Annotated in this window: 13 protein-coding genes; 11 read left to right on the forward strand and 2 right to left on the reverse strand. The window is 71.0% G+C overall.

The features are described from left to right. Positions 1 to 176: 176 nt before the first annotated feature. Positions 177 to 2,036, forward strand: a complete 1,860-nt coding sequence (locus OG310_RS33275; RefSeq protein WP_329459563.1) for an arabinofuranosidase catalytic domain-containing protein — start codon at positions 177 to 179, stop codon at positions 2,034 to 2,036. A gap of 268 nt (positions 2,037 to 2,304) precedes the next feature. Here the strand turns inward: OG310_RS33275 and OG310_RS33280 are convergent, their stop codons facing one another. Further along, complete coding sequence (locus OG310_RS33280; protein WP_329459564.1) at positions 2,305 to 3,348, reverse strand: LacI family DNA-binding transcriptional regulator; 1,044 nt, start codon at positions 3,346 to 3,348, stop codon at positions 2,305 to 2,307. A 257-nt stretch (positions 3,349 to 3,605) separates the two neighbouring features. On the opposite strand from OG310_RS33280, the gene OG310_RS33285 reads away from it, so the two are divergent. From OG310_RS33285 to OG310_RS33315, 7 genes are all read left to right on the forward strand, one after another. Then, positions 3,606 to 4,754: a Gfo/Idh/MocA family protein gene (locus OG310_RS33285; protein WP_329459565.1), complete on the forward strand. Its 1,149-nt coding sequence runs from the start codon at positions 3,606 to 3,608 to the stop codon at positions 4,752 to 4,754. After that, positions 4,751 to 5,677, forward strand: coding sequence for a PmoA family protein (locus tag OG310_RS33290; protein ID WP_329459566.1), 927 nt, complete (start codon positions 4,751 to 4,753; stop codon positions 5,675 to 5,677). Before OG310_RS33285 ends, OG310_RS33290 begins: the two co-directional genes overlap by 4 nt. Further along, positions 5,674 to 6,399: a cupin domain-containing protein gene (locus OG310_RS33295; protein WP_443078789.1), complete on the forward strand. Its 726-nt coding sequence runs from the start codon at positions 5,674 to 5,676 to the stop codon at positions 6,397 to 6,399. Before OG310_RS33290 ends, OG310_RS33295 begins: the two co-directional genes overlap by 4 nt. Positions 6,400 to 6,522: 123 nt before the next feature. Next, on the forward strand, positions 6,523 to 7,860 hold the full coding sequence (locus tag OG310_RS33300) for an ABC transporter substrate-binding protein (RefSeq protein ID WP_329459568.1): 1,338 nt from the start codon (positions 6,523 to 6,525) through the stop codon (positions 7,858 to 7,860). Continuing rightward, positions 7,857 to 8,822, forward strand: coding sequence for a carbohydrate ABC transporter permease (locus OG310_RS33305; protein ID WP_329459569.1), 966 nt, complete (start codon positions 7,857 to 7,859; stop codon positions 8,820 to 8,822). Before OG310_RS33300 ends, OG310_RS33305 begins: the two co-directional genes overlap by 4 nt. Continuing rightward, positions 8,822 to 9,658, forward strand: a complete 837-nt coding sequence (locus tag OG310_RS33310) for a carbohydrate ABC transporter permease (RefSeq protein WP_329460499.1) — start codon at positions 8,822 to 8,824, stop codon at positions 9,656 to 9,658. Before OG310_RS33305 ends, OG310_RS33310 begins: the two co-directional genes overlap by 1 nt. A gap of 3 nt (positions 9,659 to 9,661) precedes the next feature. Continuing rightward, positions 9,662 to 10,279 (forward strand): hypothetical protein, encoded by a 618-nt coding sequence (locus OG310_RS33315; RefSeq protein ID WP_329459570.1) that lies wholly within the window; start codon positions 9,662 to 9,664, stop codon positions 10,277 to 10,279. A gap of 385 nt (positions 10,280 to 10,664) precedes the next feature. Here the strand turns inward: OG310_RS33315 and OG310_RS33320 are convergent, their stop codons facing one another. Beyond that, positions 10,665 to 11,519 carry a YihY/virulence factor BrkB family protein gene (locus OG310_RS33320; protein WP_329459571.1) on the reverse strand — a complete coding sequence of 285 codons (855 nt, stop codon included), beginning with the start codon at positions 11,517 to 11,519 and terminating at the stop codon, positions 10,665 to 10,667. Positions 11,520 to 12,499: 980 nt separating this feature from the next. Between OG310_RS33320 and OG310_RS33325 the strand changes: the two genes are divergently transcribed. From OG310_RS33325 to OG310_RS33335, 3 genes are all read left to right on the forward strand, one after another. Further along, complete coding sequence (locus OG310_RS33325) at positions 12,500 to 13,822, forward strand: PP2C family protein-serine/threonine phosphatase (RefSeq protein WP_329459572.1); 1,323 nt, start codon at positions 12,500 to 12,502, stop codon at positions 13,820 to 13,822. After that, positions 13,819 to 14,178: an STAS domain-containing protein gene (locus OG310_RS33330; protein WP_329459573.1), complete on the forward strand. Its 360-nt coding sequence runs from the start codon at positions 13,819 to 13,821 to the stop codon at positions 14,176 to 14,178. Before OG310_RS33325 ends, OG310_RS33330 begins: the two co-directional genes overlap by 4 nt. 452 nt (positions 14,179 to 14,630) lie before the next feature. After that, positions 14,631 to 16,907, forward strand: a complete 2,277-nt coding sequence (locus OG310_RS33335) for a catalase (RefSeq protein ID WP_329459574.1) — start codon at positions 14,631 to 14,633, stop codon at positions 16,905 to 16,907. Positions 16,908 to 16,987 lie beyond the last annotated feature (80 nt).

The following is a 16,987-nucleotide window of genomic DNA, read 5'->3' on the forward strand; positions in this document are numbered from 1 at the left end:
CGTATGAGCAGCGGATCGGCGCCGGCGCGGCGCCTGCCGGCCGTCTCACCGCACGCCGGGGATCACGCCCACTCCTCAACACCCCCTGTGCGTGTGCTCCTTCCTGCCGCGCCCGCACGTCCCTGCCTTTCCCACAGGCGTCCCCCGCCTGGCTCCCGACGGAGAAAGGGTCGACGATGACCGAACCCCCACCACCCTTCCGACCGCGTTCGGCACTGCGGCGCTCCGGCCGCGTCCTGCTCGCCTTCTGCGGGGCCCTGGCCCTGACGGTGGGCCTGCTGCTGGGCGTCACCGGCCCCGCGAACGCCGCCGGTTCCCTGCCCTGTGACGTGTACGGCGGCGCGGGCACGCCCTGTGTGGGCGCCTTCAGCACCGTCCGCGCTCTCTACACCTCGTACGACGGCAGCCTGTACCAGGTCACTCGCGTGCAGGACGGCGCAAAACTCGACATCGGACTGGTCGGGGCCGGCGGCTACGCCGACGCCGGGGCGCAGAACGCCTTCTGCAACGGCGCCACGTGCGTCATCAGCACGATCTACGACCAGTCGCCACGCCACAACGACCTGCTCATCGCCGGTGCGGGCACCGCCGGCGCCGCCGATGCCGGCGCCCTCGCCAACGCGCTGCACGTCAGCGTGAACGGTCACTCGGTCTACGGCGTCTACGTTCCGCCCGGGGTGGGCTACCGCCATCCCGTCGGCTCCGGTGTGGCCACGGGCGGACAGCCCGAAGGCATGTACATGGTGACCAGTGGTACGCACGCGAGCCGCGACTGCTGCTTCGACTTCGGCAACGTCGAGGCGGCCGAGAACGACACCGGTGCCGGTCACATGGACGCGCTCAACCTGTCGACGGCCCACGCCTGCGACCCCTGCCACGGCGACGGGCCGTGGGTCCAGGCCGACTTGGAGAACGGCATCTTCCAGGCGGACACCAATCCCCACAGCACCAACGGCGGCAACACGAGCCCCTTCGTCACGGCGCTGCTGAAGAACAACGGGCAGACATCCTTCGCGCTCAAGGGCGGCAACTCCCAGTCCGGCGGCCTCACGACGTGGTGGAACGGCGCCCTGCCCCCGGGCTACGCACCCATGCGCCAGGAGGGCTCCATCGTGCTGGGCACCGGGGGCGACAACAGCAACCGGGGGGCCGGGTCGTTCTTCGAGGGGGCGATCACCGCCGGCTACCCCTCCGACGCCGCCGACTCCTCCGTCCAGACGAGCATCGTGGCCGCCGGCTACTCGGGAGACACCGCCGGCGTCGCGCCGTCGACGATCGCCGCTCCCGGCGGGAAGTGCGTCGACGTGACCGGCGACGACGTGGCCGGCAAGACCGCGGCTGTACAGCTGTGGGACTGCCAGAGCGGGGCCACCGACCAGCGATGGGTCCATGACGCCGACGGGTCACTGCGGACGCTGGGCCGCTGCATGGACGTCGTCGGCAACACCACGGCGCAGAACGCGCAGGTCCAGCTCTACGACTGCAACGGGGTCGGCGGGCAGAAGTGGGTACAGCGGGATGACGGCTCCCTGCTCAACCCGCAGTCCGGACGCTGCCTGGACGCGACCGGCGGCGCCACCGCCGACGGCACCCGGCTGCAGATCCACGACTGCAACGGGACCGCCGCCCAGGTCTTCACCGTCGGCGGCGGCTCGATGGTCGAGGGTCCCGGCCAGAAGTGCCTGGACGTCTACGGCGACGACAACGGCGGCAACGCGGCCGCGGCCGAGCTGTGGGACTGCCAGTCCTACGCACGGGACCAGCACTGGGTGCACACCTCCACCAACAGGCTGACGAGCCTGGGCCGTTGCCTGGACGTGGTCGGCAACGGCACCGCGCAGGACACGCAGGTCCAACTCTACGACTGCGACACGGCGGTGGGCGGCCAGGTCTGGGAGCAGCAGGCGGACGGCTCCCTGCTCAACCCGCAGTCCGGGCGCTGCCTGGACGCGACCGGCGGCGCCACCGCCGACGGCACCCGGCTGCGGATCCACGACTGCAACGGGACCGCAGCGCAGAGGTTCGCACTGGGCTGACCGTTCGGCCCCGCAGGGGGCGGACCCCCGAGGTGGACCGCCCCCTGCGCCGGCCGGCACGTACGCGGCCGGCCCTTGCGCCGGCCGGACCGCACGCGGCCGGCCCGTGCCACCGCGTCCGGGGCGGCTCGAAACGCGGCGGGGGAGCGGCTCCCGGGACGAGCGTGCCGCAGCCCCGCGCGGGCCGCACCGGGGCAGACGCTCTCGGGGCCGCTCTCCCGGGACGGTCCCCCACGTGCGGACAGCAGCGGGAAGCAGTCCAGGCGCCTCAGGGCGCGAGCGGCCGTCTCCCACCGAGCGTGGACTCGCGCTGCTCCAGCCAGTGCGGGGCCGTGTGCACCTCGAACGGCAGGCGTGTCCCCGAGCGGATGCGGGCCGCCAGGCACTTGACGGCCAAGGAGGCGACGGCCGTCAGGTCGGGGACCACGGTCGTGAGCGATGGTGTGCTGTACAGCGCCTCCTCGGAGCCGTCGACGCCCGCCAGCGCGATGTCACCGGGGACCTCAAGTCCCGCTTCGTGCACGGCCCGCAGCGCGCCCACGGCCAGGAGGTCGCTGAAGCAGAAGACGGCGTCGGGCCGTACGTGCGCGGGCAGTTCGATGAGCGCGCGCATCGCCAGCAGGCCGTTGCGGCGGTCGAAGTCCTGCACGGGAGGCGTGAGGCGGGGGTCGAAGGTCAGTCCGCCTTCGTGCAGTGCCTGCTGGAAGCCCTGCAGGCGCTGGCGGCTGGTCGCCGACGCCTTTCGGTCCGCGCCGATGGCCGCGATCCGGGAGCGGCCGAGAGCGGCGAGGTGCGCGGTGGCGTCCCGCGCCGCGGCGACGTTGTCGATGAGGACGTGGTCGGCGACGACATGAGCGGGTTCGTAGCTGCGTTCGCCGAGGAGGACCAGGGGGAACTCGTCAGCGACCGGGACGAGTTCGGCGGTCGTGACGTGCAGGGGAGAGAGGATCACACCGTCGAGCAGTGACGCGCCGACCCCGGTGGCCAGGCGCAGTTCCTCCGCCGGGTCCTGGAGCGTCTCCTCGATGAGGACGGTCAGGCCCAGCGCGGTGGCCTCCGTCCGTACGTGGTGGGCGAGGTCCGCGAAGTAGGGCGTGGTGAGTTCCGGGACTGCGAGGGCGATCAGCCCGCTGCGCCCCGTGCGCAGCCGGCGGGCCGACGCGTTGGGACGGTAGCCGAGTTCCCGCACGGCGCGCATCACGCGTTCCCGGGTGGCGGCGGACACCCGGGGGGCGTCGCGTACAACGTTGGACACCGTCTTGATCGACACCCCCGCATGTTCGGCCACGTCCTTCAGCGTCACTGCTGCCACCGACCGGTCCTCTCGCTGGCCTTTTCCCGGATTATGCACGTGCGGGCCTTGTCTGTCAGCGATCGTGACGGGCTTCAGCTGTTTTTCGACGAAGGGTTGACCGCTCGGATACGCGGCGGTTACAACGTTGGAACCGATAGCAAGCGGTTGCTGTCAACGTCGTGCCGGCGGCCGGTGCCCTCGGGGCCCGGTTGCCTGCCGTACGCGTTCCGGCTGCCGCAGGACTCCCACCCTGTCCACCTCACGAGAGGGGCCGCATGTCTTCGCATCGTCCGAACGCACCACTGCGCACAGCCGTGGTCGGCACGGGAGGTATCGCCCGCTCCAGCCATCTCCCCGCCTTGCGGACCCTGGCCGCGGAAGGGGCGACGGACGTCGTGGCCGCGGTCGACGTCGACGGCGGGGCCGTGCGCGCGTTCGCCGACGAGTTCGGGATCGCCCACGCGGGCACGGACCTTGACGCGATGCTGGCCGAAGTGCGCCCGGACCTCGTCGTGTTGTGCACGCCGCCCGCCGTGCACCGGCAGCAGTCCGTGGCCGCGCTCCGCGCCGGGGCGTGGGTCTGGTGCGAGAAGCCGCCGTGTCCCTCACTGGCCGACTACGACGCCGTGCAGGGCGCGGAGAAGGGCGGCGACGCCGACCCGTACGCGTCGATCGTCTTCCAGCACCGCTTCGGCTCGGGCGCCCGGCACGTGCGCCGCCTCCTGCACGACGGCGCGTTCGGCCGGCCGCTGGTGGCGCACTGCCAGACCACCTGGTACCGGGACACCGCCTACTACGCCGTTCCATGGCGGGGCCGTTGGGCCACCGAGGGCGGCGGCCCGGCCATGGGGCACGGCATCCATCAGACGGACCTGCTGCTGGATCTGATGGGCCCGTGGCAGGAGGTGCGCGGCATGGCCGCCCGGCTCGTCCACGACGTGGAGACCGAGGACGTCTCCACCGCGCAGGTCCGCTTCGACAACGGCGCCCTCGGCACGGTCGTCAACAGCGTGCTGAGTCCCGACGAGGTCAGCCGGATCCGTATCGACTGCGAGCTGGCGACGATCGAGCTGACCCACCTGTACGGCTACCGCAACGCGGACTGGCGCATCACCCCGGCCCCCGACGTCCCCGAACCCACCGTGGCCCGCTGGCGCGACTTCGGCGAGGACGAACCGAGTTCGCACCTCGCCCAACTGCGGGCTCTCGTCGCCGACATCAACGCCGGCCGACGCCACGCGACCAGCGGCGCGGGCGGCCGGCGGACGCTCGAATTCATCACCGCCCTGTACAAGTCCGCGTTCTCCGGCTCGCCCGTCCGCGCGGGTGATGTCGGCCCTGGCGACCCCTACTACACCGAACTGCACGGCGGTGCTCCGGGCTGGGCACCGGCCGGCTCCCGCGAGGAAGAGGACCACGCATGACCCTGGCACTGACCCACGCCCACGGAGACCGGATCACCGTGGCCCACGAGGCCACCGGAACCGAACTGTTCGCCTACGTGTACCGCCCCGAGGCCGCATGGGAGGCCCCCAAGCCCTACCTGCACCCCATCAGGACCCTGTCGGGCGCCATCGTCACCGACTACCGGCCCAACGACCACCGGTGGCACAAGGGCTTGCAGCTGACCGCCTCCCACCTGTCGGGGCAGAACCTGTGGGGCGGCAACACGTACGTGCACGGCGAGGGGTACCTGGCCCAGCCGGAGAAGGTCGGCTCGATGGCGCACGTCGCCTTCGAGGAGGTCTCCGTCGCGGGCGACCACGCCGTCATCGCCGAGCGTCTGACCTGGCACCCGCACGACGGGGAGCTCTGGGCCGAGGAGGAGCGCCGCATCGAGGTGTCCGCCGTCGACGCGGCGGAGGCCGGGAGCTGGTCGCTGACCTGGACCTCCGCTGTCGTCAACCGGCGCTCGGAGCCGCTGCGCTTCGGCAGCCCCACGACCCACGGGCGCCCGGCAGCCGGATACACCGGCCTGTTCTGGCGCGGGCCGCGAGCCTTCCGTGACGGCCAGGTCTTCGGCGCCGAGCCGGGCGGTGGCGACCTGATGGGGACCCAGGCCGACTGGCTGGCCTACGTCGGTGAGCACGACGCGCGCGACGGCCACGCCACGATGATCTTCGAGCACGCCCCCGCCAACGACCACCGGGGCGAGAAGGGGACGCATCCGGCGCACTGGTTCGTGCGCAGTGACCCGTTCGCGGCGGTCGCACCGTCCTGGGCCTTTCACGACGAACTCGTCCTCGCCCCCGGCGACCGACTCACCCGCGGCTACCGCGTGACCGTCGCGGACGGCGCCTGGGACCGCGAACAGGTCGTCGCGCACCTGCGAGGACACGCGTGGTGAGCGCCACGTACGACGGCTTCCCCGGGGCGGTCGCAGTGTCCCGGCTCCGGGTGTACGACTGGCCCACCCCCGACGACCGGCCCGGCGGCGGCACCCCGCACCTCCACCTCACGTGCACCGAGGGGTACGTCGTGACGGCGGGCCGGGGAACGGTGCAGACCCTGACCACCTCCGGCTGCACGGAGAGCCCCCTCGGGCCGGGCACCGTCGCCTGGTTCACACCCGGCACGATCCACCGCCTCACCAACGACGGCGGCCTGGAGATCACCGTCGTGATGCAGAACAGCGGCCTGCCCGAGGCAGGCGACGCGGTGCTCACCCTGCCGCAGGACCTCCTCGCCGACCCCGGCACGTACGCGGACGCGGTGCGGATCCCGGCCGACGTTCCCGAGGCCGCACAGGTGCGGGCCGCCCGCGCCCGCCGGGACCTGGCGACCCGCCGTTTCCTGGAGCTGCGCCAGGCCACCGAGAGCGGTGACCCGCAGCCGCTGGCGGCCTTCCACCGGGCCGCCGCCGCGCTGGTGCGGCCCCGCCTCGACGCGTGGGAGGAGCGCTGGCGCCAGGGCGCGCTCGCCGCCGCACAGGCGACAGGAACCCAACTCGACGCCCTGCGCCGGCAGGACGCGCGCCATCTCACCGAGGCCCGGGTCGTCTCCACCGGGGCCACGGCCCGGGGACGGTTCGGCATGTGCGGCCGTCTGGACGTCTATCCGGGGATCTGACCGCGCCGCCCGCCCCGGGGCGCCGGCCGAGCACCTGCCCTCCTCGGAGAGGGCCCGGCCGGCCGCCCGGGCCCTCCCGACCCTGCTCCCGTCCGCCCATCCGCGTCCTTCCGGAAGGCACCCATGCCCGAACCCCGAAGCGGCGGGCACCGACTCCCCAGCCGCCGTGCCGTCCTGGCCTCGGCCGCCGTCGGTCTCACCACCGCCATGACCCCCGCACTCTCCGCCTGTTCCGCCGCGAGCGGTGGAACGTCCGGCGGTATCACCCTCACCTTCACCTGGTGGGGCAACGATGACCGTGCCGCGCGGACCGTGCGGGCCGTGCGGCTGTTCGAGAAGGAACACCCGGGCGTCACCGTCCGTACGTCGAACGGGGACTTCGGTTCCTACCTGCAGAAACTGGCCACCCAGGCGGCCGGCGGCGGCGTACCCGACGTGGTCCAGCTCGACTACCGGCAGATCTCCCAGTACGCGGAAGGCAAGGCCATCCTGCCGCTGGGAGACGCCGTCGAGGACGGCACGATCCGTACGTCCGAGATGGACAGGGGGCTGCTGAGCACCGGCACCTACGAGGGCCGGCAGTACGCCCTGCCCATGGGCCGCGGCATCACCGGGTACGCCTACGACTCCGCTCTCTACACGAAGGCCGGCATCGCCACGCCCCGGCCCAGCTGGACCTGGCAGGAGTGGGCACGGGACAACAGGAGGATCGCCGCCCTGGGTCTCAGGTCCCCCGACGGGCGCCCCGTAACCGGCGCCAACGACGGCGGAACCAACGAGGACGTCTTCGAGGACTGGCTGCGCAGCCGCGGTGGGCGGCTCTACGCGAGCCAGACCCGCCTCGGGTTCACCGAGGACGACCTCACCGCCTTCTGGACCTTCTTCGACACACTCCGCAGGGAAGGCGCCGTCGCAGCCGCGGGGGACACGGCGCAGGCGATCAGCACCGAGACCTCCCCCATCGGCCGGGGGCTCTCCGCCGCCGACTTCACCTGGGACGCACCGTTCCCCGGCTATCCGGCACTGCTCGGCGACGGCATCCGCTTCGCACCGGTCCCCACGACCGGCGGCCGCGCGGGCTCGTACTTCAAGCCCTCGATGCTCGTCGGCGTCGGAGCGCACAGCCCGCATCCGAAGGAGGCCGCGCAACTGGTCGACTTCCTCCTCAACGACCTGCGAGCCGGCGACATCCTCGGCTTCAGCCGGTCCACACCCCCCAACCGGACGGTCGCCGGCCGCGTCGCCAAGACCCTCAAGGGAGCGGAGCGAGAGATCTACCAGTACGCGGTGATGATGGAGAAGTACGGCCTGCACGCGCCACCGAACGCACCACCGCGGGGCGATCTGGCGATCCAGACCGCCTTCACCCGGGAGTACCAGCGGGTGATGTACGGGCTCGCCACTCCCCGGCAGGCAGCCCGCGAACTCATCGACGAGGCCAACAGGGAGCTGAGGTCATGAGCACGGTGTCGACCAGCGCGCCCGCACGCGCCGACCGTACGCAGGTACCGCGGTCACCCGCCCCGCGCCGCCGCGGCAAACGTGAACAGCGGTGGCCGGCCTACGTGTTCCTCTCACCGTGGATGATCGGCGCGGTCGTGCTGACCCTCATCCCCATGGCGGTGTCCCTGTACCTGTCGTTCACGGACTACAACCTGTTCGACCCGCCGCACTGGGTGGGCCTGCGCAACTACACCGAGATGCTGACCCAGGACCCCCGCTACTGGCGCTCCGTCGGTACGACACTGCTGTACGTCGTGATCGCCGTACCCCTCAAGCTGGGCTTCGCGCTCGGCGCGGCGATGCTTTTGAAGAACCTCGGACGAGGCCGCGCCTTCTACCGTTCCGCCTTCTACGCGCCGTCCCTGCTCGGGGCGAGCATGTCCATCGCCCTGGTCTGGAAGGCGCTGTTCAACGACGGCGGCTCGGTCTCCGGCGTCCTGGACGCCGTCGGCATCCACACCGGCGGCTGGGTCGGCAATCCCCACCTGGCGGTGTACGCGGTCGTCCTGCTGACGGTGTGGCAGTTCGGCGCCCCCATGGTGATCTTCCTGGCGGGGCTGCAGCAGATATCGCCCGACCTCTACGAGGCTGCCGCACTGGACGGCGCGAGCCGTTGGCGGCAGTTCGTCTCCATCACCGTGCCGATGCTGTCCCCGGTCGTCTTCTTCAACCTGGTACTGGAGATGATCCAGTCCTTCCAGGTGTTCACCCCGGCGTTCGCGATCAGCGGCGGCAACGGCGGTCCCGCCGACTCGACGATGTTCTACACCCTGTACCTCTACGAACGCGGCTTCACCGCCTCGCACATGGGTTACGCCGCCGCGATGGCATGGCTGCTGCTGATCGCCATCGGCGTCGTCACGCTGATCCTCTTCAGGACGTCCCGGTCCTGGGTCTTCTACGCGGACGAGGAGGGATGATGAACCTCACCGCCAAGCGCTGGCTGCCGCACACGGTGGCCGTCGTGGCCCTGATCCTTCTGCTGTACCCCGTGGTGTGGCTTCTCGCCACGTCACTCAAACCGGCGGACGAGGTGGTGACCAGCCTCAACCTGTGGCCGGGACACCTGGAGTGGTCGAACTACACGACCGCCCTGGACGGCGTGTCCGGTGTCTCCGTCACCCGCCTGCTCGGCAACACCCTGCTGATCGCGGGGGGCGCCGTCGTCGGCAACGTCCTGTCCTGCTCCCTCGCCGCGTACGCCTTCGCCCGGCTGCGCTTCCGCATGCGCAAAGGGATGTTCACCTTCATGGTGGCGACCCTGATGCTCCCGCAGCACGTCGTGCTGATCCCGCAGTACATCATCTTCAACCGGCTGGGCATGGTGGACACGTTCTGGCCGCTGATCCTGCCCAAGTTCCTCGCCACCGACGCGTTCTTCGTCTTCCTCATCGTCCAGTTCATGCGCGGGCTGCCGCGCGAACTGGAGGAGTCCGCGCGCATCGACGGCTGCGGCGCGTTCCGTACCTACTGGGCCATCACGCTGCCGCTGAGCCGGCCCGCACTGATCACCACGGCCATCTTCACCTTCATCTGGACGTGGAACGACTTCTTCACGCAGATGATCTACCTGTTCGCGCCGGAGAAGGCCACCATCACCCTGGCCCTGCGCAGCTTCGTCGACCAGTCCAGCACCTCCGCGTACGGCCCCATGTTCGCCATGTCGGTCATCTCCGTGCTGCCGATCGTGCTGTTCTTCTTCGTCTTCCAGCGCTACCTGGTGCAGGGCCTGGCCACCTCCGGACTGAAGGGCTGACCCATGACGATCCAGGTCCCCCCACCCTCCGCCCCGGTTCGCCGGGAGCCCGGTGAGATCTTCGGGAACGGCTTCACCCTCTTCGCCGACATGCTGCTCGTGGGCCTGCTCACCAGCGCCGCGTGCCTGCCGGTCGTCACGGCGCCCGCCGCGTTCGCCGCGGCGTCGGCGACGCTGCGGCCGGCCACCGGCCTCGGTGCGCCGGTCAGGACCACCACGTACCTCACGCACCTGCGCGCCTTCCTGTCCGTCGCCTCACTTGCCGCCGGTCTCCTACCGCCGGTGCTGGTGGCGATCGTGCTGGTCGATGTGGGACTGCTGGACAGCGCGCTGCCCGGAGCGCATGCCGTGGCCATCGCGCTCGTCCTGCTGGTCCTGGGCACCACCGTCGTGGCGCTGCGCGCCTGCGCGCTGGAGGCCCCGCACCGCCTGTCCGTGCGGGAGGGCCTGCTGCGGTCGGCGGCCGACCCGAGGGGAACCCTCCTCCTGGCGGGCGGCGCGCTGCTGGCCGCTCTCCTCGCCTGGTCGATCCCCCTGCTGATTCCGCTCCTGCCCGGCCCCCTGGCCTTCGCCGCGACGGTCGTGGACATCCGCTCCACACCACACGGGGGCACCGACTGAGCCGGCGGCGCCTGGCCTGCGCCCCGAAGAGGGGCCCGCGCGGCGGGCGGCGGGCGCTCCCGCGCGGCCTCTCAGGCTTTCGACGGGGCCGAGCACCACTCCATCCTCTCGCGACGGGCACGTAGTTGAGGGCGCGGGGCGGAATACGACTGCGGTGGCCCCGAGACGGGTGGGACACCACCTGGGACTCGCGTCGGGTGAGCAGGGTTTCGGCGGCACGCAGCGTTACTGCTCCACAGAGGCTGAGCCGGAGCGCCATCTCGTGAACAAAGCCAGACAGGTGCCGAGGGGAGATCCGGGGGCCGGGCGGACGAGGTGGGTGCGTACCGGCGGCTCGGGACGCACAGCGCGTCGGGACGGCAACGAACCTACAGGGAAGACGAGTTCACAGTTTTCGGGTGTCGCGGGGTTCGGCGTAGGGCTCGTCGCCCGGGGGATGGCCGGTGTCGATGGCGTGTCCGCGTTCGAGTTCGGCGTTGAATTCCAGCCCGAGCAGGATCGCGATGTTGGTGATCCACAGCCAGATCAGCGCGACGATGGGGGTGGCGAAGGCGCCGTAGGTCTTGTTGTAGCTGCTGAAGTGAGCGACGTAGAGAGCGAACAGGGCGGAAGCGATAATCCAGATGACCACCGCCACGACGCCGCCGGGAATCACCCGCCGGAAGCTCCGTTTGACGTTGGGGGCGGCCCAGTACAGCAACATGATGACCAGGACGATCAGGATGAGCATCGCGGGCCACTTGGCGTAGTTCCACACGGTCAGTGCCGTATCGCCCAGGCCCAGAATGGATGCCGCTTTGGTGGCCAGAGGGCCGGTGAAGGCAGCACCGATCGCCGTGACGGCCAAAATGATCATCACGGCCGCGGTGATGGCGAGACGGACCGGAAGCGTCTTCCACACCGGTCGGCCCTCACCGATGTCGTAGACGACGTTGGACGCCCGCATGAAGGCGGCGACGTAACCGGACGCGGACCACAGCGCCAGGAGAACACCGATGATCAGCGCTGCCAGGGCCGCGCCCTGGCCGCCCTTGAGCTGCTGCAGGGCGGTAACGAGGACAGTGCGTACGGCCCCCGGGGCATTGTCGGAGAGGTTCTTGATCAGTGAGTCGATGGTGGAAGGGCTCACCAGACCCAGAATCGACACCAAAGCGAGCAACGCCGGGAAGACCGCCAGCACCCCGTAATACGTCAGGGCAGCCGCCCAGTCCGTCAGGTTGTCCGCCTTGAACTCCCGCACGGTGCGCTTGATCGCACCCTTGAGGGAACTGCCTTCCGCCGCCTCGGTCCTGGCCGGCCGGCCGTCATCTCCGTCCGTGCCACTCGCACCGCCACTGGACGGGGGACTGGACGGCGGACCTGAGCCGGCGCCGCTGCCGGGCGGGTACCTGTGCGCGCCACCACCCTGCCCGGCGCTGTTGCCGCCGTGATCGTCGGGACCCGGAACACCGGGAGGCGTCGTGGCCACGCGGACTCCTTCGTCAAGCGTCGGCGCCTGAGCGGGTCGGCGCATCCAGTCGCGGCCCCTTCGCATGCGACTGCGCCGCTGTCGGCACATATGCGGACTGCTCACGCTGAGGAGCCATCGCGCCCATCACACCCGTTGAGCCGGATATCAGCGAGCGCGGGCGCCCGAGTGGACCAGCTTGACCCCGTCCCGAAACACCGGGACCACAGCTCCCGCGGGAGCGTGGGGACCTCCCCGGCCCGGCGGCCGCAGGGGCAGCCAGGAGCGCAAGGGCGTTTGCCAGGGCGGGCGCGGGTTACTCGGGCACCGACACGCGTCGAGAGGCCCTCACCCGTAGGAGCGCGGCTCAGCCGTGCAGGACCACCTGATCGCCCGGTGGAACGGGACAGCTGACGCCGTGGATGTGTACGGGCACCGGGCCTTCGACGGCGGGGAATCCGGTCCAGGGTGGCAGGGGGACCCGCTCGGGCGACAACGCTGGGAGGGGTCCGCGACGACAGGGGGAGGCGATGGTGGCAGGGCCCGACACGGGGGCCACGGACCGGCGGGAAACCGACCTCTCGCACTGCCCTGTCGAGGACGCCGTCCCGGCCCCTCGGTCTCCGTACGCGCTCGTGCCCTCGGCGTGAACTGCCCATCGCCGCTCCGCCGCACCAGTGGTCGAGCCCGGAGCAGCCGACGGAGCCGCCGATGAGCGATCCGAGACCCGGACGCCCATGACGAGCCGGCCGTGGACGAGGGAAGGTGGAGGGATGACGGACTCGTGGGAGCGGGCCGCAGGCGGCCATCGGATGCTGGGGGACCTGCTGACCGCCAGCCATCTGATGCCGTTGGAGCTCCTGCCTGCCCGGGTCGTGGAGAGCGCCGTGCACGCGGGTTTCTCCGACGTGCTGATCTACGTCGGTGATCTCCAGCGGCGGGTGCTGCGGCTGGTGACCGGTCTCGGTGAACCGGACACCGGGCAGGAGACGGAGATCTCCGTGGGGGGCACGGTGCCCGGCCGGGCCTATCAGTACGGGGAGATCGTCGAGGCCAAAGCACCTGACACACAGGGCAGTCACTGGTGGGTGCCCCTGGTCGACGGCACCGAGCGACTGGGCGTGCTGCGGGTGTGCTCCGCTCACGACGATCCCCGGGCCCGCGGGGACGCCGCCGAGCTGGCATCCCTCGTGGCCCTGATACTCGTCAGCAAACGTGCCGGCAGCGACTCCCTGGCCCGTCTCACCCGCAGCAGGCCGCTCAACGTGGCCGCCGAGATGCAGTGGCGGCTGACCAATCCGCGCAGTTATGCCGACGGCCGCGTCGTGATCTCCGCCGCGATGGAACCTGCCTACGAGATCAGCGGGGACGCCTTCGACTACGGCACCGACGGCCCCCTGGTCCATCTGTCGATCTTCGATGCCATGGGACACGACACCGCTGCCGGACTGACCGCGAACCTGGCCGTGGGCGCCTGCCGCAACGCTCGGCGCCAGGGCGCGGACCTCCTCACGACCGGAGAGGCCGTGGAAGAGGTGCTGATCGAGCAGTACGGGTACCAGCGTTACGTCACAGGCATCCTCGCCGGCCTGGACACCCGTAGTGGCGAACTGACCTGGGTCAACCGCGGGCATCCGCCACCGGTCCTCATCCGCGGCTCGCGCTGGAGTGCCCACCTCACCTGCAAGCCCCTGCACCCCATGGGTACGGGTCTGGGTGTGCGGCACCCGCCCTGCACCGAACGCCTGGAGCCCGGCGACCGCGTCGCGTTCTACACCGACGGCATCACCGAGGCCCGCAACAGCGAGGGCGCCGTCTTCGGCCTCGAACGCTTCACCGACTTCCTCATCCGCCGCCACGCCGACCAGCTCCCCGTCCCGGAAACCCTGCGACGCCTCACCAAAACGGTCCTGGACTACCACGAAGGCCACGTGCAGGACGACGCGACCATCTTGTTGTGCGAATGGCTCGGCCCTTCGCTCACGGCCACCGAGCACGCGGCCGCCCTCGCCGCGGTCCCCGACCACCACACCGGCCCGGGGTCCGCCGACGACGCGGCGCCGGCCCCCAGCCAGCACAGGAGTATCCGCCCATGACCAGTCTCGCTCTGACCACCGACGAAACCCGTGGTGCGCGCATCGTGGTGAGCATCCAAGGCGATCTCGACATGCACGCCGCCGGTGACCTTCACAACGAGGCCGGTGATCTGCTGACCACCCACCCCCTCATGATCATGGATCTGTCCGGCATCACCTTCTGCGACTCCTCCGGCTACAACGCACTGCTGCGCCTGCGACGGCGCGCCGGGGAAGCCGGCGGGCAACTCGTTCTCGCGGCCCCGCCACCCACCGTGAGCCGCCTCCTCGCCCTCACCGGTGCCGAGGAGGTCTTCGACGTCTACAGCAGCCGAGCCGAAGCGCTCGCCGCCCACCCGGCCAGGGACGTGGCCTGAGCTCCCCCTGCACATCCACGGTGCGACCGGACGCGAAGGGGGCGGGTGAGCGGCCGGCCACGCCGCCTGCCCCGCCCCCGAGGGCCGGAACTGGCCGACGGCCGACGGGGGCTCGCCGCCGCGCTGGGCTGACGCGCACGCAGCCGGCCCTTGCGCCACGCTTCATGTCCGTTCCCCGCCCGACGGTTTCGCGGGAGGCATCCGGCGAGGGCAGAGTCCTACGGCAAGTGACCTCCGGGTGGTGTGTCCGCGTGCGCGTGTCACCGAAGGTGCCCGGCGTCCGGGCTGCCGGGCCTGTGCCGTGCGGTCCCCGGCCGTGTCGCAGCGCCGGATGGCGCAGTACGCGTGTCGGCTCTCGCGTCGAGGGGTATCCGTGGGCAGCGGTCGATGACGTTCCCCGGTGCCGATCGCTGTGCACGCGTCACCCCCCCCCCGCGAAGGATCGGAGCCCAGTGAGCGAGAAGAAGAACCCGGTGTCGGCCGCTGCGGAAAAGGTCGTGGAGAAGGTCCAGGACGCCGTTCGAACGGGAAACGAGATTCCCGGCGCCCCTGCCGCTGAGGCCCCGTCGGCTGAGGAACCGACGCGGCCGCGCGGGCCGTTGCCGCCCAAACCCGACCAGAGCGGCCCGGACACGTACAGCCCGACGGGCCGGCCGACCGGGGCCCCGCAGAGCCGGGTGGCCCAGAACGGTGCGTACCTCACCACCGCTCAGGGTGCGCGGCTATACGACACCGACCACTCGTTGAAGGCGGGGCCGCGGGGCCCAGTACTGCTCCAGGACCACCACCTGCGGGAAAAGGTCACCCACTTCGATCACGAACGCATCCCCGAGCGGGTGGTGCACGCCCGTGGCGCCGCCGCGCACGGCGTGTTCCGGGGCTACGGTGCCGCCGCGGGGATCAGCAAGGCAGGCTTCCTCGCCGAGGACGTCGAGACGCCGGTGTTCGTCCGCTTCTCCACCGTGCTGGGCTCGCGCGGGTCGGCCGACACCGTACGGGACACCCGAGGCTTCGCGACGAAGTTCTACACCGACGAGGGCGTCTTCGACCTGGTCGGCAACAACATCCCGGTGTTCTTCATCCAGGACGCGATCAAGTTCCCCGACGTGATCCATGCCGGCAAGCCGCATCCGGACAGGGAGATCCCGCAGGCCCAGAGCGCCCACGACACGTTCTGGGACTTCGTCACGCTCCACACGGAGGCGACACACCACACGCTGTGGAACATGTCGGACCGGGGGATCCCACGGTCCTACCGGATGATGGAGGGATTCGGTGTCCACACCTTCCGGCTGGTCAACGCGGAGGGCGACACCACACTGGTGAAGTTCCACTGGAAGCCGAAGCTGGGTGTGCACTCCCTCGTGTGGGAGGAAGCACAGATCACCGCTGGTGTGGATCCCGACTTCCACCGCCGCGACCTCGCCGACGCGATCGAGGCGGGCGCCTTCCCCCAGTGGGAGCTGGGCGTACAGACCTTCCCGGACACCGAGGACCAGATGTTCGAAGGCATCGACCTGCTGGATCCGACGAAGATCGTTCCTGAGGAGCTGGCGCCGGTCCGCCCGATCGGGCTGATGACACTCAACGCCAACCCGTCGAACTTCTTCGCCGAGACCGAACAGGTCGCCTTCCATCTCGGCCACCTGGTTCCCGGCATCGACGTCACGGACGACCCACTGCTGCAGGGGCGGCTCTTCTCCTACCTCGACACTCAGATCAGCCGGCTGGGCGGCCCCAACTTCGGTCAGCTGCCGATCAACCGCACGCACGCGCCCGTCAACGACATGCTGCGTGACGGCATGCACCAGAGCGCTGTGCACCGCGGCGTGGCACCGTACCGGCCCAACTCCCTCGACGGCGGCTGCCCCTTCCTCGCCGGAGCGGACAGCGGGGCGTACATCGAGGTGCCGGCCGAGGTCCCCGCCGCCCGCAAGGTGCGGGACGCGCCGGTGTCCTTCGACGACCACTTCAGCCAGGCCCGGCTGTTCTGGCTCAGCATGACGCCCACGGAGCGCGAACACATCGTCGCCGCCTACACCTTCGAACTCGGCAAGTGCTGGGAGGCGGCCGTCAAGGAACGGGCACTGAAGGTGCTCGCCAACATCGATCCCGACCTGTGCACGCAGGTCGCGGCCGGGCTCGGCCTCGCGGTCCCTGAAGCGACCGTCCCCCTGGCGTCGGTCGAGCCGAGCGCCGCTCTGTCCCAGCTCGGGCAGGACTGGCCGGTCGACGGGCGGATCATCGGCATCGTCACCGACGGTGCGGACGACCTGGACGGCGTTCGCGAAGTGCGCCGGGCGGTCCTCGACGCCGGAATGGTCCCCCTGGTCATCGCCCCGGCAGGTGGCGTGCTGGACCGGGACGGCGACCCCGTCACCGTGCAGCGCACCTTCACCACCGCCCGGTCCACCGAGTTCGACGCGATCCTGCTGGCCGGGGCGCCGGCTCCGGCCGCCGACGGCTACGGGGCCCGCGACGCCAAGGTCGACGACACTGCCGTGGCCACCTCCGTCGACCCCCGCCTGGTGCTGATGCTCAGCGAGGCGTACCGCCACGGCAAAGCCATCGGGGCCTGGGGCGGGGGAGTTGGCGGCCTGCAGGCAGCGGGCCTGCCCGAGGGATCCGCGGGAGTGGTGGTCGGCGACGCCGCGTCCGCCGTGCTGCAGGCCGTGACACGTCTCCTCGGAGGCCACCGCGCCTGGGGCCGCTTCAGCCCTGCCCTGTGACAGGTGCGGCCGGAACGGAGCGGGCACGCGCGCCCGTTCTGGCCGCATGCCGGGAGACCGGCGGGAGGTCCGGCGACTTC

The organism is Streptomyces sp. NBC_01497 (assembly GCF_036250695.1).
Classification (GTDB): domain Bacteria; phylum Actinomycetota; class Actinomycetes; order Streptomycetales; family Streptomycetaceae; genus Streptomyces.

Bases quoted from the DNA above. Each gene is read 5' to 3' on its own strand.
- OG310_RS33330 (WP_329459573.1), top strand. From the start codon at position 13,819: ATGACCAGTCTCGCTCTGACCACCGACGAAACCCGTGGTGCGCGCATC.
- OG310_RS33310 (WP_329460499.1), top strand. From the start codon at position 8,822: ATGAACCTCACCGCCAAGCGCTGGCTGCCGCACACGGTGGCCGTCGTG.
- OG310_RS33325 (WP_329459572.1), top strand. From the start codon at position 12,500: ATGACGGACTCGTGGGAGCGGGCCGCAGGCGGCCATCGGATGCTGGGG.
- OG310_RS33275 (WP_329459563.1), top strand. From the start codon at position 177: ATGACCGAACCCCCACCACCCTTCCGACCGCGTTCGGCACTGCGGCGC.
- OG310_RS33290 (WP_329459566.1), top strand. From the start codon at position 4,751: ATGACCCTGGCACTGACCCACGCCCACGGAGACCGGATCACCGTGGCC.
- OG310_RS33305 (WP_329459569.1), top strand. From the start codon at position 7,857: ATGAGCACGGTGTCGACCAGCGCGCCCGCACGCGCCGACCGTACGCAG.
- OG310_RS33285 (WP_329459565.1), top strand. From the start codon at position 3,606: ATGTCTTCGCATCGTCCGAACGCACCACTGCGCACAGCCGTGGTCGGC.
- OG310_RS33315 (WP_329459570.1), top strand. From the start codon at position 9,662: ATGACGATCCAGGTCCCCCCACCCTCCGCCCCGGTTCGCCGGGAGCCC.
- OG310_RS33300 (WP_329459568.1), top strand. From the start codon at position 6,523: ATGCCCGAACCCCGAAGCGGCGGGCACCGACTCCCCAGCCGCCGTGCC.